Source organism: Flavobacterium sp. NRK1 (genome assembly GCF_024054175.1).
In the GTDB taxonomy this organism is placed as follows: Bacteria; Bacteroidota; Bacteroidia; order Flavobacteriales; family Flavobacteriaceae; genus Flavobacterium.
In genome coordinates this window covers 828,205-845,942 of sequence record NZ_JAMXLA010000001.1, presented here as the reverse complement: position 1 = coordinate 845,942, position 17,738 = coordinate 828,205, and the positions used below count along the sequence as shown (strand labels likewise).

Annotated in this window: 13 protein-coding genes; 7 read left to right on the top strand and 6 right to left on the bottom strand. The window is 38.5% G+C overall.

The genetic code is table 11. From position 1 onward, the window contains the following. Positions 1-113 precede the first annotated feature (113 nt). Positions 114-5,642 (top strand): alpha-2-macroglobulin, encoded by a 5,529-nt coding sequence (locus tag NHE85_RS04070; protein WP_252809912.1) that lies wholly within the window; start codon positions 114-116, stop codon positions 5,640-5,642. 84 nt (positions 5,643-5,726) lie between these two features. Continuing rightward, positions 5,727-8,135, top strand: coding sequence for a penicillin-binding protein 1C (gene pbpC / locus NHE85_RS04065; protein WP_252809909.1), 2,409 nt, complete (start codon positions 5,727-5,729; stop codon positions 8,133-8,135). A 19-nt stretch (positions 8,136-8,154) separates the two neighbouring features. Here pbpC and NHE85_RS04060 read toward each other — a convergent pair whose 3' ends face one another. The 3 genes from NHE85_RS04060 to NHE85_RS04050 all read right to left on the bottom strand — a co-directional run bounded on the left by NHE85_RS04060 (position 8,155) and on the right by NHE85_RS04050 (position 10,629). Beyond that, positions 8,155-8,712, bottom strand: a complete 558-nt coding sequence (locus tag NHE85_RS04060) for a dihydrofolate reductase family protein (RefSeq protein ID WP_252809907.1) — start codon at positions 8,710-8,712, stop codon at positions 8,155-8,157. Positions 8,713-8,838: 126 nt separating this feature from the next. Then, positions 8,839-9,735 (bottom strand): AraC family transcriptional regulator, encoded by an 897-nt coding sequence (locus NHE85_RS04055; RefSeq protein ID WP_252809906.1) that lies wholly within the window; start codon positions 9,733-9,735, stop codon positions 8,839-8,841. 75 nt (positions 9,736-9,810) lie between these two features. Next, entirely contained in the window at positions 9,811-10,629 is an 819-nt protein-coding gene (locus tag NHE85_RS04050) for an SDR family NAD(P)-dependent oxidoreductase (protein WP_252809905.1), read from the bottom strand. Positions 10,630-10,869: 240 nt separating this feature from the next. Between NHE85_RS04050 and NHE85_RS04045 the strand changes: the two genes are divergently transcribed. After that, a complete protein-coding gene (locus NHE85_RS04045; RefSeq protein ID WP_252809904.1) occupies positions 10,870-11,283 on the top strand; it encodes a hypothetical protein in 414 nt (137 codons plus the stop codon). A gap of 29 nt (positions 11,284-11,312) precedes the next feature. Here the strand turns inward: NHE85_RS04045 and NHE85_RS04040 are convergent, their stop codons facing one another. The 3 genes from NHE85_RS04040 to NHE85_RS04030 all read right to left on the bottom strand — a co-directional run bounded on the left by NHE85_RS04040 (position 11,313) and on the right by NHE85_RS04030 (position 14,132). Then, entirely contained in the window at positions 11,313-11,744 is a 432-nt protein-coding gene (locus NHE85_RS04040; protein ID WP_252809903.1) for a hypothetical protein, read from the bottom strand. 146 nt (positions 11,745-11,890) lie between these two features. Then, positions 11,891-13,447 carry a ribonuclease E/G gene (locus NHE85_RS04035; RefSeq protein WP_252809902.1) on the bottom strand — a complete coding sequence of 519 codons (1,557 nt, stop codon included), beginning with the start codon at positions 13,445-13,447 and terminating at the stop codon, positions 11,891-11,893. A 388-nt stretch (positions 13,448-13,835) separates the two neighbouring features. Beyond that, positions 13,836-14,132 carry an HU family DNA-binding protein gene (locus NHE85_RS04030; RefSeq protein WP_057671073.1) on the bottom strand — a complete coding sequence of 99 codons (297 nt, stop codon included), beginning with the start codon at positions 14,130-14,132 and terminating at the stop codon, positions 13,836-13,838. 130 nt (positions 14,133-14,262) lie between these two features. Between NHE85_RS04030 and mutY the strand changes: the two genes are divergently transcribed. From mutY to gldD, 4 genes are read left to right on the top strand one after another with little or no spacing between them, the layout of a single operon-like run. Further along, positions 14,263-15,309 (top strand): A/G-specific adenine glycosylase, encoded by a 1,047-nt coding sequence (gene mutY, locus NHE85_RS04025; protein WP_252809901.1) that lies wholly within the window; start codon positions 14,263-14,265, stop codon positions 15,307-15,309. A gap of 36 nt (positions 15,310-15,345) precedes the next feature. After that, positions 15,346-15,795, top strand: coding sequence for a single-stranded DNA-binding protein (locus NHE85_RS04020; protein WP_252809899.1), 450 nt, complete (start codon positions 15,346-15,348; stop codon positions 15,793-15,795). 22 nt (positions 15,796-15,817) lie between these two features. Then, positions 15,818-17,107: a gliding motility-associated protein GldE gene (gene gldE / locus NHE85_RS04015; RefSeq protein ID WP_252809896.1), complete on the top strand. Its 1,290-nt coding sequence runs from the start codon at positions 15,818-15,820 to the stop codon at positions 17,105-17,107. Beyond that, a complete protein-coding gene (gene gldD / locus NHE85_RS04010; RefSeq protein WP_252809895.1) occupies positions 17,104-17,676 on the top strand; it encodes a gliding motility lipoprotein GldD in 573 nt (190 codons plus the stop codon). Before gldE ends, gldD begins: the two co-directional genes overlap by 4 nt. The last annotated feature ends 62 nt before the right edge of the window (positions 17,677-17,738 follow it).

Here is a 17,738-nt window from a genome sequence, read left to right as displayed (position 1 = left end):
AAAACTGTTAAAATTTATAACGATTTAGTTGCAATAATAATATAGTGTTCTTAGTTATAGCGTTAAATAAGATACCGAAAAATAATTCTTTTAACCATCAAAACCAACCTAGTATGAAAACTTTTAAACTGATGCTGTACCTTACAGTTATCACAGTGTTGTTTTATGCCTGTTCTAGACAATCAGGTAAAGATTTTGACTCGGACTATACTCTTTACAGGGATTATATTTCAAGTTTTTCTTCAGGCATAATTTCTACAAAAGCCGACATACAGGTAGGGCTGGCATTTACAAAACAGGAATGGCAGGAAAACCAGGAACTGGATAAGAATTATTTTTCAATATCGCCTTCGGCTGATGGTAAGGTGGTTTTTTTACCCGGAAACATTGTAGCCTTCCGTCCCACAAAAAAGCTCGATCAGGATACCGAATACCGCGTTACACTGCATCTTTCCAAATTAATAGAACTGCCAAATACCCTTGCTGATTTTAACTTCAGGGTAAAAACAATAAAACAGGATTTTTTGGTAACGGTGCAGGATCTGCAATCGTATAACAGGGACTGGCAGTACCTTAACGGAACGCTAAAAACAAGTGACCAGATGGATTTGGCTACTGCAAAAAAGATTGTATCTGCCGGGCAGGAAGGCAGGAAACTGCCGGTACGTTTTAATGGTAAGGCTGGTAATACAGGAACCGAATTTTATTTTATTATAGACAGCATAGAGCGTAAAGTGCAAAATAGTAAGGTTAAAATTAGCTGGAATGGTAAAGATGCAAATGTTGAAAGAGAAGGCAGCGAAGATTTTGAGATACCAGGTAAAGATAATTTTAAGGTAATAAGCACTACCACCCAGGGTGGTGATAATCAAACACTGCTTATTAATTTTTCTGATCCTTTACGAAAAGATCAGGATTTTTCGGGTCTTGTGGCTATAGAAAACATATCGAATCTTAAATATGCAGTAGATGGCAACCTGCTAAAAGTGTTTACTGCTGAACCGCTTAACGGCAGCTTTTTGGTAGAGGTGTTTCAGGGTATTGAAAGTGAAGATGGTTTTAAAACAAAGAAAACCTATACAGAGAAAGTGCTTTTTGAGCAGATGAAGCCCGAAGTACGCTTTTTAAAGAGCGGTACTATACTCCCTGCATCCAGTAATCTTAAACTGGGTTTTGAAACCGTAAACCTAAGCGCGGTAGATGTTAAGGTGTATCGCATTTTTGAAAATAATGTAATGCAGTTCCTTCAGCAGAATGAGATTAATGGTAACTACAATATGCGTTCGGTAGCATTGCCTGTGGCTAAAACAAAACTGGTGCTGAATGCAGACAAGACTAAGAATTATGGAAAATGGAATGCGTTTTCTTTAGATCTGGCTACACTTATAAAACCGGAACAAGGGGCTATATACCGTGTGGAGATGTCTATAAAAAAAGCCTATTCATTATACAAATGCGATGATGACGCAGATGTCAAACAAACAGCGGATGAAGCCGAAGAAGAAGAAGAAGATGAGGATGAAGAAGCCTATCAGGATTTTTCGGAATATGACGATTATGATTATTATGATGGTGATTATGACTGGAACCAAAGGGATAATCCGTGCAGTAACTCCTATTATGTAACGTATCAGCGAAAAGTTAGCACTAATGTTCTTGCCAGCGACCTTGGTGTTGTAGCAAAACGCGGTGCTTTAAATAATTACTTTTTTGCTGTAACCAGCATTACTACTACAGAGCCTATTGTTGGCGCAAAAGTAGATATCTATAATTATCAGCGGCAAAAAGTAGGATCTGCCGAAACAGGTGCTGAAGGAACGGTAAGTTTTAATGCCGGAAAAGGCGGTTACTTTGCCATTGTAAAAAAAGATAATAATACAACTTATGTTAAGCTGTATGATGGTAACTCTAAATCGGTTAGTAGTTTTGATGTAGATGGTACCCAGCTTGAAAAAGGGCTTAAAGGTTATATTTACGGCGAAAGGGGTGTATGGCGCCCGGGCGATACTTTGTTTATAGGTTTTATACTTAACGATAAGGCCGATAAACTGCCGGCATCACACCCGGTTAAGTTAAGGCTTAGCGATCCTAACGGTAAAATGGTATATCAGGTTGTACAGTCGTATAACCAGAAAAATCACTTTAAATTTATTGTACCAACACAAGACAATTACCTAACAGGAAATTGGGAAGCAATGGTAACCGTTGGGGGAGCACATTTTTATAAAAGCATAAAAATAGAAACCATTAAGCCAAACAGGCTTAAAATAAAAAATAGCTTTGAAGGTAAAACGCTTTCTGCAAATACAAAAAGCACAGGTACGGTTAACGTAACATGGTTACATGGTGCTGTTGCAAAAGACCTTAAACTGGAAATGCAGGCAAAATTCCTGAAACAAACAACCAGCTTTAAAGGTTACCTTAATTATGTTTTTGATGATCCTGCTCAGGATTTTAGTAGTGAAGAGGTTAATATATTCTCCGGTAAAACTGATGATAATGGTAGCGCTGTGGTAACGCTTCAGCCCAAATTGCAGTCACGCGCTCCCGGTATGCTTAAAACAGCTATTATTACTAAGGCTTATGAAAAGGGAGGCGATTTTAGCACAGATGTTATAACTACTACCTATTCACCTTATACTACTTATGTAGGTTTAAAAGTACCTCAGGGTAATAAATACGGTATGCTTGAAACGGGAAAATCAAATCGTTTTGATGTAGCTACTGTAAATGAAAAAGGACAGCCAAAAGCATCGCGAAAGCTTGAAGTAAGAGTATATAAAGTTAGCTGGCGCTGGTGGTGGGATCAGTCTAATAACGGGGCTTCATCATATAGCACTGCTATTTCTAACCAACCATTTTATTATCAGGAAGTAGTAACTGATGCTTCGGGTAAAGCTTCTTTTAATTTTAAGACCGAAGAAGAAGAATGGGGCAGGTATCTTATTCGTGTTACTGATGTAGAAGGAGGCCACTCTGCAGGAGAAACAGTGCTTATAGACTACCCTTGGTGGTCTGGGAGAAGCCGTAATACCGGAGGTGATGATGCAGCAATGCTAATGTTTACTACCGACAAAGAAAAATATAATGTTGGCGAAAGGGCAGTTGTGTCTTTCCCATCCAGTGAAGGCGGACGCGCACTGGTTTCGCTGGAAAACGGATCTAAAGTGGTGCAAACCTATTGGGTGCCTACAAAAAAAGGAGAAACCCAGATGGAAATCCCGGTAACGGGAAAAATGGCTCCTAATGTATATATACATATTACGTTATTACAGCCGCATGCAACAACGGCCAATGATTCGCCAATCCGTCTTTACGGTATAGTGCCTATTGAGGTGGTAGATAAAAATACAATTCTGCAACCACAAATAGCAATGCCCGATGTATTGCGGCCGGAACAAAAAACAACTATAAAAGTGAGTGAGAAAAACGGTAAGCCAATGACATATACCCTTGCGGTAGTTGACGAAGGACTGCTCGATCTTACCCGTTTTAAAACACCGAATGCCTGGGATGCTTTTTATGCCAAGGAAGCACTTGGGGTAAAAACATGGGATATTTATGATGATGTTATAGGTGCTTATGGAGGTAAAATAAATCAGGTTTTCAGTATTGGTGGCGATGCCGATCTTGGAGGCGGAAAAGCCAAAAAAGCCAATAGGTTTAAGCCAGTGGTAATGTATTTTGGTCCGTTTACCATTGGTAAGGGGCAAACCAGGCTGCACGATATAAAACTGCCGAAATATATTGGTTCTGTACGTACTATGGTTGTTGCTGCCAATACCGACTTTAGTGCTTATGGTATGGCCGAAAAAGCGACACCTGTACGCAGTCCGTTAATGTTGCTTGCATCGTTACCGCGAAAAATAACGCCGAAAGAAAAAGTAACACTTCCGGTTACGGTTTTCGCAATGGAAAATCAAATTAAAAATGTGTTACTTCAGGTAAAAACCAATAATGGTATTAGAATACTGGGTTCATCTAAGCAAACGGTAAGCTTTGCAAGTCCGGATGAGAAGGTAGCCTATTTTGATCTTGAAGTAAATGATGTTACAGGTATTGGTAAGGTAACCATAACAGCCACATCAGGCAATGCTAAGGCAAGCTATGATGTTGAACTTGATATTGTGAATCCTAACCCCGTAACACATAATTATAAAGAGATCGTTCTTGAGCAAGGAAAATCGGCTACAATAGACTGGGATAATTTTGGTGTGGCAGGGAGCAATGTAGCTAAACTCGAAGTATCGTCTTTCCCGTCTATAGATTTCAACAGAAGGCTGGATTACCTTATTCAATATCCGCACGGCTGTGTAGAACAAACCACTTCTTCAGTATTTCCGCAATTATACATTGCAGATATTGCCGACATAGACTCAGGGCGTAAGCAGAAGATACAGCACAATGTTACAGCAGGAATACAAAAACTATCGCAGTTTCAGGTAGCAAGCGGAGGGTTTGCCTACTGGCAGGGTAACCTTACCCCTGACGACTGGGGAAGCAGCTATGCAGGGCATTTTTTAATTGAAGCAGAGAAAAAGGGTTATGCGCTTCCGCTTAACGTTAAAAAACAATGGCTGCAATACCAGCAAAAAACAGCAAGGCAGTGGCGATATAATGATGGCTATCATAACGATTTTGCCCAGGCATACAGGTTATATACGTTAGCTTTGGCAGGTGCTCCCGATCTTTCATCTATGAACAGATTAAGAGAAACTGCGGGTATATCTAACGAGTCAAGGTTAAGGCTTGCTGCGGCATACGCCCTTGCAGGACAAAAAGCAGTTGGGCAACAATTGCTGGCACAAAGCAGCCTTGATGTTGAGGATAGTTCTTACAGGTATTATTATTACGGATCTGAGGCACGAAACAGGGCTATGGCGTTGGAAACCCTTATCATATTAGGGCAAAAAGAAAAAGCTTTTCCTATGGCACTTAAACTGGCAAAACAGATGTCGTCGGACCAATGGATGAGTACGCAAACAACAGCATACAGCCTTTACGCGATGTCTAAGTTTGCCCAAAGTAATGGTTCAAAAGGTATTGATGTAAGTTATACCAACAATGGTAAAACACAAGCTATAACTACGCCAAAAACCTTTGCCGACAGGACTCTTGATGTTAAGGGTGTTACCAGAGTAACCATTAAAAACAATAAGAAATCTACACTATATGTAAAAGTGGTATATAGCGGTATATTACCTGTTGGGAAAGAACTTACTGAAGAACGCGGACTTGCTACAGGTATAGTATTTAAAGACAGGGGCGGCAATACAATTAATCCGTCTTCATTAGCGCAGGGTACTGAATTTATTGCCGAAGTAACCATTAGCAATACTAAAGGTGAAAGAGTAGAGAATGTAGCGCTTACACAGATAATACCATCCGGTTGGGAAATTGTGAATACAAGGTTTACCGATTTCGGAAACTTTGCCGAGAACAATGTAGATTATACTGATATTAAAGATGACAGGACTAATTTCTACTTCCCGCTAAAAGCGAATGAAACTAAAACTTTCAGAATATTGCTGAATGCCAGTTATCCGGGTACGTATTATTTACCGGGTATACAATGTGAAGCAATGTATGATCACTCATTCCTGGCAAGAACTAAAGGACAATGGGTTAAGGTTGTGCGATAAAGTTAGAAATTAATTAATATGCTTACGTTTCCCCTCCTTTGGAGGGGTGGCTGTAGAGCGGGGTGATTTAAGTGGTAAATAATAATGAAAAGTAAGCTTGCTGTATTTTTTGGCAATATTTACAAGGGTTTATTCACCTTGCAGCAGTATGTTTTCAATTGGGTAAGATCCAACAAAATTAAAACTGCCATAACAATTGTGTTTTTGGTAGTTTATTATTTTTGTCTGCCACAGATACTTTTTCAGGAGCCTTATTCAACAGTGATAGAAAGCCGAGAAGGCGAATTGCTAGGGGCGCGTATAGCTCGTGACGGACAATGGCGTTTTCCTGCGCAGGACAGTATTCCGTATAAATTTAAAAAATGCATTGTTTATTTTGAAGACCAGCATTTTTACAGTCATCCGGGGTTTAACCCTGTAGCTATTGTAAAAGCCATGCGGCAAAATTATAATGCCGGTAAAGTAGTGCGTGGCGGAAGTACACTTACTCAGCAGGTAATACGTCTTTCCCGCGATGGTAAAAAGCGAAGTTACTTTGAGAAGCTTATAGAGATGCTTTTGGCTACCCGGCTTGAAATTCGCCATAGTAAAGATGAAATATTAGGGCTATATGCAGCTCATGCACCTTATGGAGGTAATGTAGTAGGACTGGAAATGGCTGCATGGCGTTATTTTGGTGTTCAGTCGTATCAGCTATCATGGGCAGAAACCGCAACACTTGCAGTATTGCCAAATGCTCCCAGTTTAATATACCCAGGTAAGAATCAGCAAATTTTACTTAATAAAAGAAACCGTCTGCTTAAAAAGCTTTTTGAAGAAAAAGTAATAGACAAAACTACTTATGAACTTTCGGTACAGGAAAACCTACCGCAAAAGCCCTATAGGTTACCACAGGCAGCTCCTCACCTGTTACAGAACATAGCAAAGACTAGGGAAGGGCAACGCATAAAAACAACCATAAAAAACCAGCTTCAGGCAAGAGTAAATCAAATTGCGGCGCGTTACTATCAGGAATATAAGCAAACAGAGGTGCATAACCTTGCCATATTAGTTGTAGATGTGCAAACACGCAATATAATTGCCTATGTAGGCAACTCGCCTGCAGACAGGGCGCATCAAAAAGATGTAGATATTATTCCTGCTCCCCGAAGTACGGGAAGTATTTTAAAACCGTTACTTTTTGCTTCTATGCTTGATGCAGGAGAAATTTTGCCCAATACTCTCGTGGCTGATGTACCTACGCAAATAGCAGGATACACACCCAAGAACTTTGACCTGACTTACGATGGTGCTGTTCCGGCGCAAAAGGCATTATCGCGTTCGCTTAATATACCTGCTGTATTAATGCTTAAAGATTTTGGTGTATATCGTTTTTATGAGCAGTTGCAGCATTTTAAATTACATGATATTAATAAGCAGCCTAATCATTACGGGCTATCGCTTATACTTGGTGGTGCTGAGAGTAATTTATGGGATTTATGCCGAACCTATGCAGGGTTAAGCGGAACAATAAATCATTTTAATGCATCGCAGGCAAAATACCACACCAACGAATTTGCCGAACTTAATTGGGACAGTACTAAAAAAGCTGATTTTAGTAAAGAGGTATTTAATAAACCTGAGTTAGGAGCAGGGTCAATATGGCTTACTTATAATGCCATGAAAGAAGTAAACAGGCCGGCAGGCGATGAAGCATGGCGTTTTTATGATTCATCGTTGGAAATAGCCTGGAAAACAGGAACCAGTTTTGGCAGCAGAGATGCCTGGGCTATAGGCACAAGTGCTAAATATGTGGTTGGTGTGTGGGTAGGTAATGCGTCGGGAGAGGGTAGGCCATCGCTTACCGGTGTGGGTAGTGCTGCACCTATATTGTTTGATGTATTTAATACGTTGCCGCGTTCTAAATGGTTTGCGACACCTTATAATGACCTTGAAGAAGCAGAGATATGTTCGCTAAGCGGTCATTTAGCAGGTGAACATTGTCCTGTAGCCAAGCAGTGGATACCTTTAAACGGAAGAAAAACTACTGTTTGTCCTTATCACAAACTCGTACATCTTGATCCAACGGGGCAATATAGAGTAAACAGTAGTTGTGAAAGTATAGATAATATGATAGCCAGATCATGGTTTGTGCTGCCTCCGGTTATGGAATGGTATTATAAAGGCCTGCATATAGATTATATGCCTTTACCACCTTTTCGTGCCGACTGTGAAACTACGGCTGGCAGTGCCATGGATTTTATTTATCCTAAAGAAAACGGTAAAATATACCTTACGAAAGATTTTAACGGAAATATACAGCCGGTAGTTTTCAGGGCTGCCCATTCTTCGGCAAATGCGCGATTGTTTTGGTATCTTGGCAGGAAATATTTAGGCGAAACCCAGACTTTTCATGAAATGCCTGTAAATGCAGCTACTGGTAAATACATACTCACCATAACAGATGAATCTGGTAATGAAATAAGAAGAAGGGTTGAAATTGTGAGTGAATGATATGGGATTGAAGCTATGCTTATTTACCTGGCTTATAAATTAGTAATGCTGTACCACTTTTAAAAATTTTACTGTTTGTAAGCGTAAGAACCATTCCTTGTTTCATATCGTTAAAAATAGGCGTTCCCGAACATAAAACTACAGGATCTATCATTATTTGATATTCGTCTATCAGGCCTGCTTCGGCAAATTGAGATACTATACAGCCACTTCCTAGTATTGTCATGTCTTTACCGGGTTGCTTTTTTAATTCCCGTATTTGTTCGACAATATTTTCGCTTATTACTTTTGTATTATTCCATTTCGGATCTTCAATAATGCTAGAAAACACAATTTTTTCAGCATTATTCATTCCTTTGGCAACTTCAGGATAAGCTTCGGCAGCCATAGGAGTGGGCCACCATGAAGCCATCATTTCATAAGTTATACGCCCGAAAAGCAACATGTTGTCTGATCGTAAGGATTTTTCAGAATACTCAGCTTCTTCTGTGCCATGCCTATGCCAGCTAATATCATTATCAGGGCCTTTATAAAATCCGTTAAGCGTTATAAAATTAAAAACAGTTAGTTTTCTCATAACCTGTTCGTTTTTTGATTGATTGAAATCAAAGTTAACGTTAATACATATAATTCTGACTGTGCATCAATGACAAGTAAAGGGGGTAAACAAGACAATAAAAAACCGCCTTTTGGCGGTTAAGTATCAATTTAAAAATTGTTTTCTGAATTCAACAGGTGTCAGCCCTACTTCTTTTTTAAAAAGACGTGAAAAATAAGGTGGGTTTTCAAAGCCTAAAGAGTATGCGGTTTCAGAAACTGAGTTCCCTGTTGCCTGTAGCATATTCTTAGCTTCACCTATTAAAAAAATATGTATAAGCTCTATTGCAGTTTTGCCCGTTTCCTGCCGAAGCAAATCGCTTAAATAACGCGGTGACGTATTTAAAAGATCGGCCATTGCTTTTACACTTGGTAAGCCTTTATCTTTTAATTGGCCATTTTCAAAATAGGTTGATAATACTTCATTAAAACGGGATACGGTTTTGCCCGATAACTGCGTGCGGTTTATAAACTGCCGTTTATAAAAACGCTGGGAGTATTTAAGTATAGAATCTATATGTGTCAGCATTATTTCTCTGCTGTACTCATCTTCATTGTTATTGTATTCGTTCTGCATTTTGTAAAACAGATCCCATACAATTTCTTCCTCTCGTGCAGATAAGTGCAATGCTTCATTAGTTTCATACTCAAAAAAGCCATATTTTTTTATCTCTGTATGCAGGTTATGCCCTGCAAAATAATCTTCGTGCACAAAAATGATAAAACCTTTCTCTTCAAGTTCAATATTGTCCATCTGCATTACCTGTCTCGGTTTTATAAAAGAAAGCGAACCATTGTCATGATCATATTTTGTACGGCCGTAAACAATAACGCCCGATTTCATTTTTTTAAACATGATCATATAAAAGTCGCCGGTAAATTCTTCACGGCTTAAACTGCACGCATCTATCTTTCTGCATTCTACGAGGCTAATTAATGGATTTTCAGGTGGTGGGAAACCGTTATGCCGATTATATTCACTGATGGTTTTAAAATGGTTCATAGCATTAAGGAATTAAACTGTACCATTTGCCTGTAAACGGCAAATAGTACAGTAAATATAATAAAAACATAGGTCTTATTTACCATGTGCAGCAGTAGCTACATCGGCATATTGTTCCCATTCGGCAATACGAGCTTTATATACTTCTTTAGCTGTAGGGAGTCCTACTTTACCAAGGAAATAACGAAGCGGAGGGTTTTTCTCATCAATAAGCTTAAGAATAGCCGGTACTGTAGCTTCAGGTAAACCAAAAGCATCATCGGTTATACCATCATTAAATGCTTTCTTAACACCATCGTAAGCTTCTATTGACTGGCTGTGAATAGAAGAAGAACCTCCCCAGTCTGTACTGAAACCGTTTGGTTCTACAAGTGTAACATTAATTCCAAATCCTTTAACTTCCTGTGCCAGTGTTTCACTTAATCCTTCAACTGCAAATTTAGAAGCGTTGTATATTCCTAAAACCGGTAAAGTAAATATTCCCAACACGCTCGATAACTGAACGATATGGCCATGGCCCTGTTTTCTCATTATAGGCAATGCAGCCTGGGTTACCCACAGCAAACCAAAAACATTAGTTTCTATTTGCTGGCGTGCTTCTTCTTCGCTTGCTTCCTCAATAGTTCCAAACAGTCCGTAGCCGGCATTATTAATTACTACATCCAGAGATCCGAAATGTGATGCCGCTTTATTAACAGCATCAAACGCCTGATGTCTGTTATCTACATTTAATTGTATTGGCAAAACAGCATCACCATATTTTTCTTTTAGGTCGTTTAAGGTTTCAATATTCCTGGCTGTTGCGGCAACTTTATCACCACGTTCAAGAAAAGCTTCTGCCCAAATGCGTCCGAATCCTCGTGAAGCACCTGTTATAAAAATTGTTTTAGACATTTTGTATTGTTTAATATTAATGATACAAAGTTATTTACAGGGGGGGAGCGGGCTGTTATACAAAAATGCAAAATGATGATACAAAAAGACGGTTAGGAGTTTATGAGAGGAATAAATAGATTGAATGTCAAGGATAGATTATTTATAGTTTTGTTAAATAGTTAATAATTGCATTTTATTATCTAAATATTAATTATTTTTATTTTAAATTGCCACCCTTAATTTTCTCAGTACAAACCAATGAAAACAAAATCTTTATTAGTAGTTTGCTATTTTTTTATGAGTGCTGTGAGCGTTCAGAATATAATTTCACACATATCTGATAATGCCGGGGCATGGGTAGATTTAGGTACGGCTACAGTAACAAAGGCTACCGATCATGAAGGAGTTGCTGTAAAAGGTGATGTTCAAAATTTCAGAAAGCTTAAAATTACAGTAAGGAATATGCCTATCACTATTTCACGAATTGAAATAACTTACGATCAGGGCGATATTCAGCATTTAGATATGCCGGTTACAATAGCTAAGAACGGAGAGAGCGAAATGATGGATATTGAAGGTTCTGATCGAAATATTAAACGGATAGATTTTTGGTATAATGCTCAGGATTTTGCCAGGGGAAAGGCTATAGTTAACTTTTTTGTAAGGAAATAAAGTTTGTATAATTTATTTCTACGCAGCGATTAGTTATTAAACGTTTCCCAAATACCTGAAGCCAGCCTTGCTATAATATTTTTTCTTTTTTCTTTAGTCAGAGGTTCGTTCACCCAATGGGTAATAACGGCATCATACCCTCCCGATTGTATCTTTTCCATTTGTGTAAGCGGAATAGGCAGTGATGCTATCGGAAGCCCTGCTTGCTGTAAACGCTGTTTTATATCTCTAAAATATTCTGCTTTAGGTTCAATTCTTGAACCTTCGCTTCCGGTAACAATTAGCACTTTTTTACCTTTAAAATCAAAACCGTCAACGTCTTCTTCATCAAAATAAGCATTTAAAAAAGCCGCTTCCTCATCGGTAAGTATTGGGTTGTTATCCAGTCCGCAATTTTGCAGGTCATGGCCGTAAAAATTAGCCGAAGCCAGTAATAACAACAAACGTATATAATTCTTCATGGCGGTTGTATTTTTTTATATAACTCTGTTTTGAAAAAAATATTTTGTCTTTAAGAAATGTTTGGGAAATATATTCCGCCTTCCCGTTTTTTTGTACAAAAAATGAAATAAAAAAACCGCCCTCAGCTTAGCTGGGGCGGTTTTTGTTATTCTGCGATAGCGTCTCCTTTGCTATCAAAAAAGCGGTATTCTAAATACGTGTAAGCGTCACGTGGTATAATTTTTACCCATTTCTTATGCTCAAAAAACCATTTTGAGCGTATAGAAGGGAAACCTTTAGTAAGGTAAGCGGCCACAAAAGGGTGTGCATTAAGCACTATTTTTTTGTGGGTTTTCATAATTCTTTCCAGGTCGGCCGTTATGCGGTCAATAACAAGTATAGGGGCTTCAATTTCGCCGTTAACCCTGTTAGGGTCTTCTTCCCTTGTCTTGATATTTACTTCAGGCCTTACCCTTTGCCGTGTAATCTGGATCAGTCCAAATTTACTCGGAGGCAGGATCTTGTGTTTTGCTTTATCGTCACTCATTTCCTCTCTCAGAAAATCATAGAGTTTTTTCCTGTTGTCAGGATTTCCCATGTCTATGAAATCTACTACGATAATTCCTCCCATATCTCTTAATCGCAATTGTCTCGCAATCTCTGCAGCGGCTATAAGGTTTACTTCAAGGGCGGTATCTTCCTGGCTAAGGGCTTTGTTAGAGCGGTTACCGCTGTTTACGTCTATAACGTGCAGTGCTTCAGTATGCTCTATAATTAAATAGGCGCCTTTGCTCATTGATACCGTTTTACCGAAAGAGGTTTTTATCTGCCTTTCTATGTTGTATTTTTCAAACAACGGCAGTTCTTTACTTTGGTAGTGTTTAACGATACTCGCTTTTTGAGGAGCTATCTCCTGCAGATAGTCCTTTGTTTGGTAGTACAAATCCTCATCATCCACATAAATACCGGTAAAGGTATCATTAAATACATCGCGAAGAATAGAGGAAGCTTTGTTAACTTCTCCCAGTACTTTGCTCGGATGATGGGCACTTGGCAAACGTTTGCACATCCCTGTCCATTTGTCCAGCAAATTTTGCAGGTCTTTGTCCAGTTCGGCTACTTTTTTGCCTTCGGCTACCGTTCTCACTATAACTCCAAATCCTTTTGGTCTGATAGACTGCACGAGTCTTTTAAGGCGGTCTTTTTCTTCTTTAGATTCTATTTTCTGTGAAATAGAGATCCTGTCTGAAAACGGAACCAAAACTACATATCTGCCGGCCAGTGAAAGCTCTGAGCTTATGCGTGGGCCTTTGGTAGATATGGGTTCTTTAACAACCTGAACAAGAATAGACTGGTTTGCACTAAGTACATCGCCAATGGCTCCGTCTTTATCTATCTCTTTTTCAAAAGGAAAGTTTTTCAGTGAGTAATCTTTTACTTTACCTGCGCTTACAAGTTTTATGAATTTCATCATGGAGGCCAGGTTAGGACCCAAATCGTGGTAATGTAAAAAAGCATCTTTTTCAAAGCCTACATTTACAAAGGCGGCATTAAGGCCGGCCACGGGTTTGCGGATCTTAGCTATGAAGATATCTCCAACCGAAAATTGGTTTTTATCTTCGCGCTCGCTGTGTAATTCAATTAGTTTTCCATCTTTTAATAAGGCAAAATCTACGGCTTCAGAACCAGATCGAATAATTAGTTCCTTGTTCACACTGTACATTTTTATCCGCAATTGGTTTTTGGTTACTGGTTGATGGCTGCCGGACGAATCCAGGCAACTGACAACTATTAACCATCAACTTTAGCAGATGGATTAAACATTAATTTACAGGTATTTGAGTACCCATAGGATTGCAATTTTAAATTTTAGCCTCAATATTTAGTGCGCTTTGCAGCTAAATCTTCAGCTTTCAGTCTTTTAAACTTCAATCCGTTTTTTTTCAATGAACTTAAAAAATCTTCAAAAACGAGAAAAAGTAGTATTAAACTACTTTTTCTTTTTGTGACGGTTAGCTCTCGCTCTTTTTTTACGTTTGTGCGTAGCTACCTTATGTCTTTTTCTTTTTTTACCACTTGGCATAATAATGAAAGGGTTAGGTGGTTAATAATTAGTTTACTTTAGCCTCAGTATTTGTTTTTACTCCGTCAACAAAAATCTTTGCAGGTTTGAATGCCGGGATGTTGTGAGCAGGAATCTTAATGGTAGTGTTCTTAGATATGTTTCTACCTGTTTTTTCAGCGCGCGTTTTGATGATAAAACTTCCAAAACCTCTTAGGTATACATTGTCACCAGTCTCAAGAGAGTTTTTTACTTCTTCCATAAAAGACTCAACTGTTGCTTGTACATCACCTTTCTCAAGTCCAAGTTTCTCCGAAATTTTCGCTACGATGTCTGCTTTCGTCATTTTCTTTCTAATTTATGATTGTGTATTTTTTTGAGAGTGCAAATATAAGAATTAAAAAAACAATAATTCAAGGTTAATCTATTAAAATTTAATAACATAAACTTTTACTTTTGTGGGCTAGTTAAAAAAAATGGAGTTTTCTAAGTCTTTAATTCATTGGTATTTACAAAATAAGCGCGATTTGCCGTGGCGAAAAACTACAAATCCGTACCCCGTTTGGCTGTCAGAAATTATGTTACAGCAAACCCGTGTGGCACAGGGATTACCCTATTTTTTACGTTTTTTGGAAGCATTCCCTACCGTCCATGATATGGCTGCCGCGCCGGAAGAGCAGGTGCTTAAATTATGGCAGGGACTGGGTTATTACTCACGTGCCCGTAATCTTCACGCTACTGCTAAGCAGGTGGCGTTCGAGATGGGTGGCAATTTTCCTGACAGCTATGCAGGTTTGCTAAAACTTAAAGGTGTGGGTGAATATACGGCTGCCGCGATAGCCTCCATTAGTTATGGGGAACCTGTACCTGTAGTAGATGGTAATGTATATAGAGTGTTGTCGCGTGTTTTTGGTATAGATACAGACATTTCATCTGGTGGAGCAAAAAAACAATTTACCGAACTGGCTGCTTCACTCATGCCTAAAGGCAAGGCTTCTGAATTTAATCAGGCAATGATGGAGTTTGGTGCGCTGCAATGCGTGCCTAAAAGTCCTGACTGTAGTATTTGTATTTTTAATAAAGATTGTGTTGCATTTAATACCGGCAGGACAGGGCATCTGCCTGTTAAGCTTAAAAAAACCAAGGTCACTAACAGGTACTTTAACTATATTGTGGTAAAAGACTCCAGAGGATATAGCGTGGTGCAGAAACGTATTGCCAAAGGAATATGGCATAATTTATATGAGTTTCCACTTCTTGAAACAGAAATACTTACTTCAAATAACAGGACCGTTGAATTAATTAAGAATTTTACTGGCTTAGGATTTAATCCGGAAGATATAAAGCTGCTTAATGACGATGTTATAGTTAACAAGCTATCGCATCAGCATTTATACATTCGGTTTTGGCAAGTAACTACAAAAGAATTGATTAATAATGCTTTAGATGTTAACGTTTTGAAATCTTATCCTTATCCTATTGTTATCCACAATTTTATGGAGAGCTATTGGAGAAAGGATTAAAAGTGGTATATTTGATTGAACTAATCAGTAGAATTCATGAACGGTACGTTAAATAAAGTGATGCTGATAGGGCATTTGGGCGATGATGTAAAACTTCATTATTTTGAAGGGGGAAACTGTATTGGCCGTTTTCCACTGGCAACAAATGAAATTTACATTAATAAGCAGACTAACGAAAAAATAACATCTACCGAATGGCATAACCTGGTAGTGCGCAATAAAGCTGCCGAGATATGCGAGAAGTATCTTAGCAAAGGCGATAAGATATATGTTGAAGGACGTATAAAATCGCGCCAGTGGCAGGGTGAAGACGGTGCTACTAAATATACTACTGAAATACAGGTTACAGAATTTACTTTTCTGACCACAAAAAAAGAACTTGATAATAAACAGCAGCAGGGTTTTGCATCGCAAGCGGCAAATGAATCTGCTAAATCGAATTATGATGGAAATGTGCCGGGACCAAGTGATGACCTGCCATTTTAATGTTTAACTAATACCCAATGTTTTGGACCCCGATCCCTCGAGTTACATCTCACCAGATTACAGCCTTATTGCAGGCTTTGCAGGAATATTTATCCTATTAATAAGCTCTGCGTTCATATCCGGCACAGAAGTGGCAATCTTTTCGCTCACTCCGCAGGATCTTGAAAAAATAAATCAGAATAATCCCAAAAAAGGGAGCATAATTGTTTCGTTACTGGAAAAGCCAAAAAAACTACTGGCTACCATTCTTATTACTAATACCTTTATTAATATAGCACTTATTATCCTGTTTTTCAGGATAAGCAACATCCTGTTTGGCAATATAGCATTGCCGTGGTTAAGTATAGCAGTTCAGGTGCTGGTGGTAACTTTTGTAGTGCTGCTGTTTGGTGAAGTAGTGCCAAAAGTATATGCAGGCAGGAACAATACTAAATTTGCTTCAAGAATTTGCTATATACTTTTTGTGCTTAACAAATTACTGTCACCATTAAGCGTGCCAATGCGCGAGGTTACTCTCAGGTTTCATAAAAAAATCGGCGCACAGGGTGCGGGCCTTTCCATAGACAGGCTTTCACAAGCACTGGAGCTTACGGATTACGGTGATGCTACTATGGAAGAACAAAAGATACTGGAGGGAATTGTTTCTTTTGGAAATACTGATGTAAAACAGGTAATGAGCCCCCGTATTGATATTTTTGCTATTGACATAGAAACTTCTTTTATTGAAATCATGCCAGAAATTGTTAACAGGGGTTTTTCACGCATACCAGTATATCGCGATAATATAGATCAGATCGAAGGTGTACTTTTTGTGAAAGATCTTATTCCTCATATAGACAACGACAATTTTGAATGGCAGACTATTGTAAGGGAACCTTTTTTTGTGCCTGAAAACAAAAAGCTTGATAACCTGCTGAAAGAGTTTCAGAATATGAAAAATCACCTTGCAATAGTGGTAGATGAATATGGAGGAACGTCAGGGCTTATATCGCTTGAAGATATACTTGAAGAAATAGTAGGTGATATAAGTGATGAATTTGACGACGAGGATATTATATACACTCGTATAGACGATCATAATTACCTGTTTGACGGAAAAATAAGCCTTAAAGATTTTTACCGCATAACTGATATTGAAGAGGATGAATTTGAAGAGGCAAAAGGTGAGGCTGAAACACTGGCAGGCTTCCTTTTGGAAATATCGGGTAATTTTCCAAAAAAAGGACAAAAAATTAGCTTTAATGGCAATATCTTTACCGTCGAATCAGTTGATAAGAGAAGGATAAAACAAATTAAGGTTACACTTAAATGAATAGTATAAAAAAATTAGCAGGGTTAGGTGCGTTAATCTCTGTTTTGGCGCTGTCTGTAAGCTGTGGCGGAGACACACTGCCTAAACCAAAAGCTTACCTGAGGCTTGATTACCCGATGGGGAAATACGTGCCTTTTGATGAGCCATGCCCCTTTACTTTTGGTTATAACTCCCTGGCTAAACTAAAAACAGGAAAAGATTGCGGTAGTCTTGAAATTCATTACCCTAAGATGAAGGCTACTATTTATATAAATTATAAGCCTATAAACGGCAATTTAGAAAAATTGCTTAGAGATGCTCAGACCTTAACTTACAAGCAGGTTGTTAAAGCAGATGATATAAGGGAGCAGCCCTATCTTAATCCTGAAAAAAAAGTTTATGGTATGTTTTATGAGGTTGGGGGAAATGCGGCTACCAATGCCCAGTTTTATGTGACGGACAGCACGAGTCATTTTTTGGCGGGATCGGTATATTTTTATGCTAAACCAAATTTTGACTCTATTATGCCTGCAGCAAGTTACCTGCGCGATGATATGAAAAACATTATGGAAACCATTAAATGGAAATAACCATTTAACTATAAATAAAAAAGCATCCTGATTAAGGATGCTTTTTTTGTGTTATATATGCA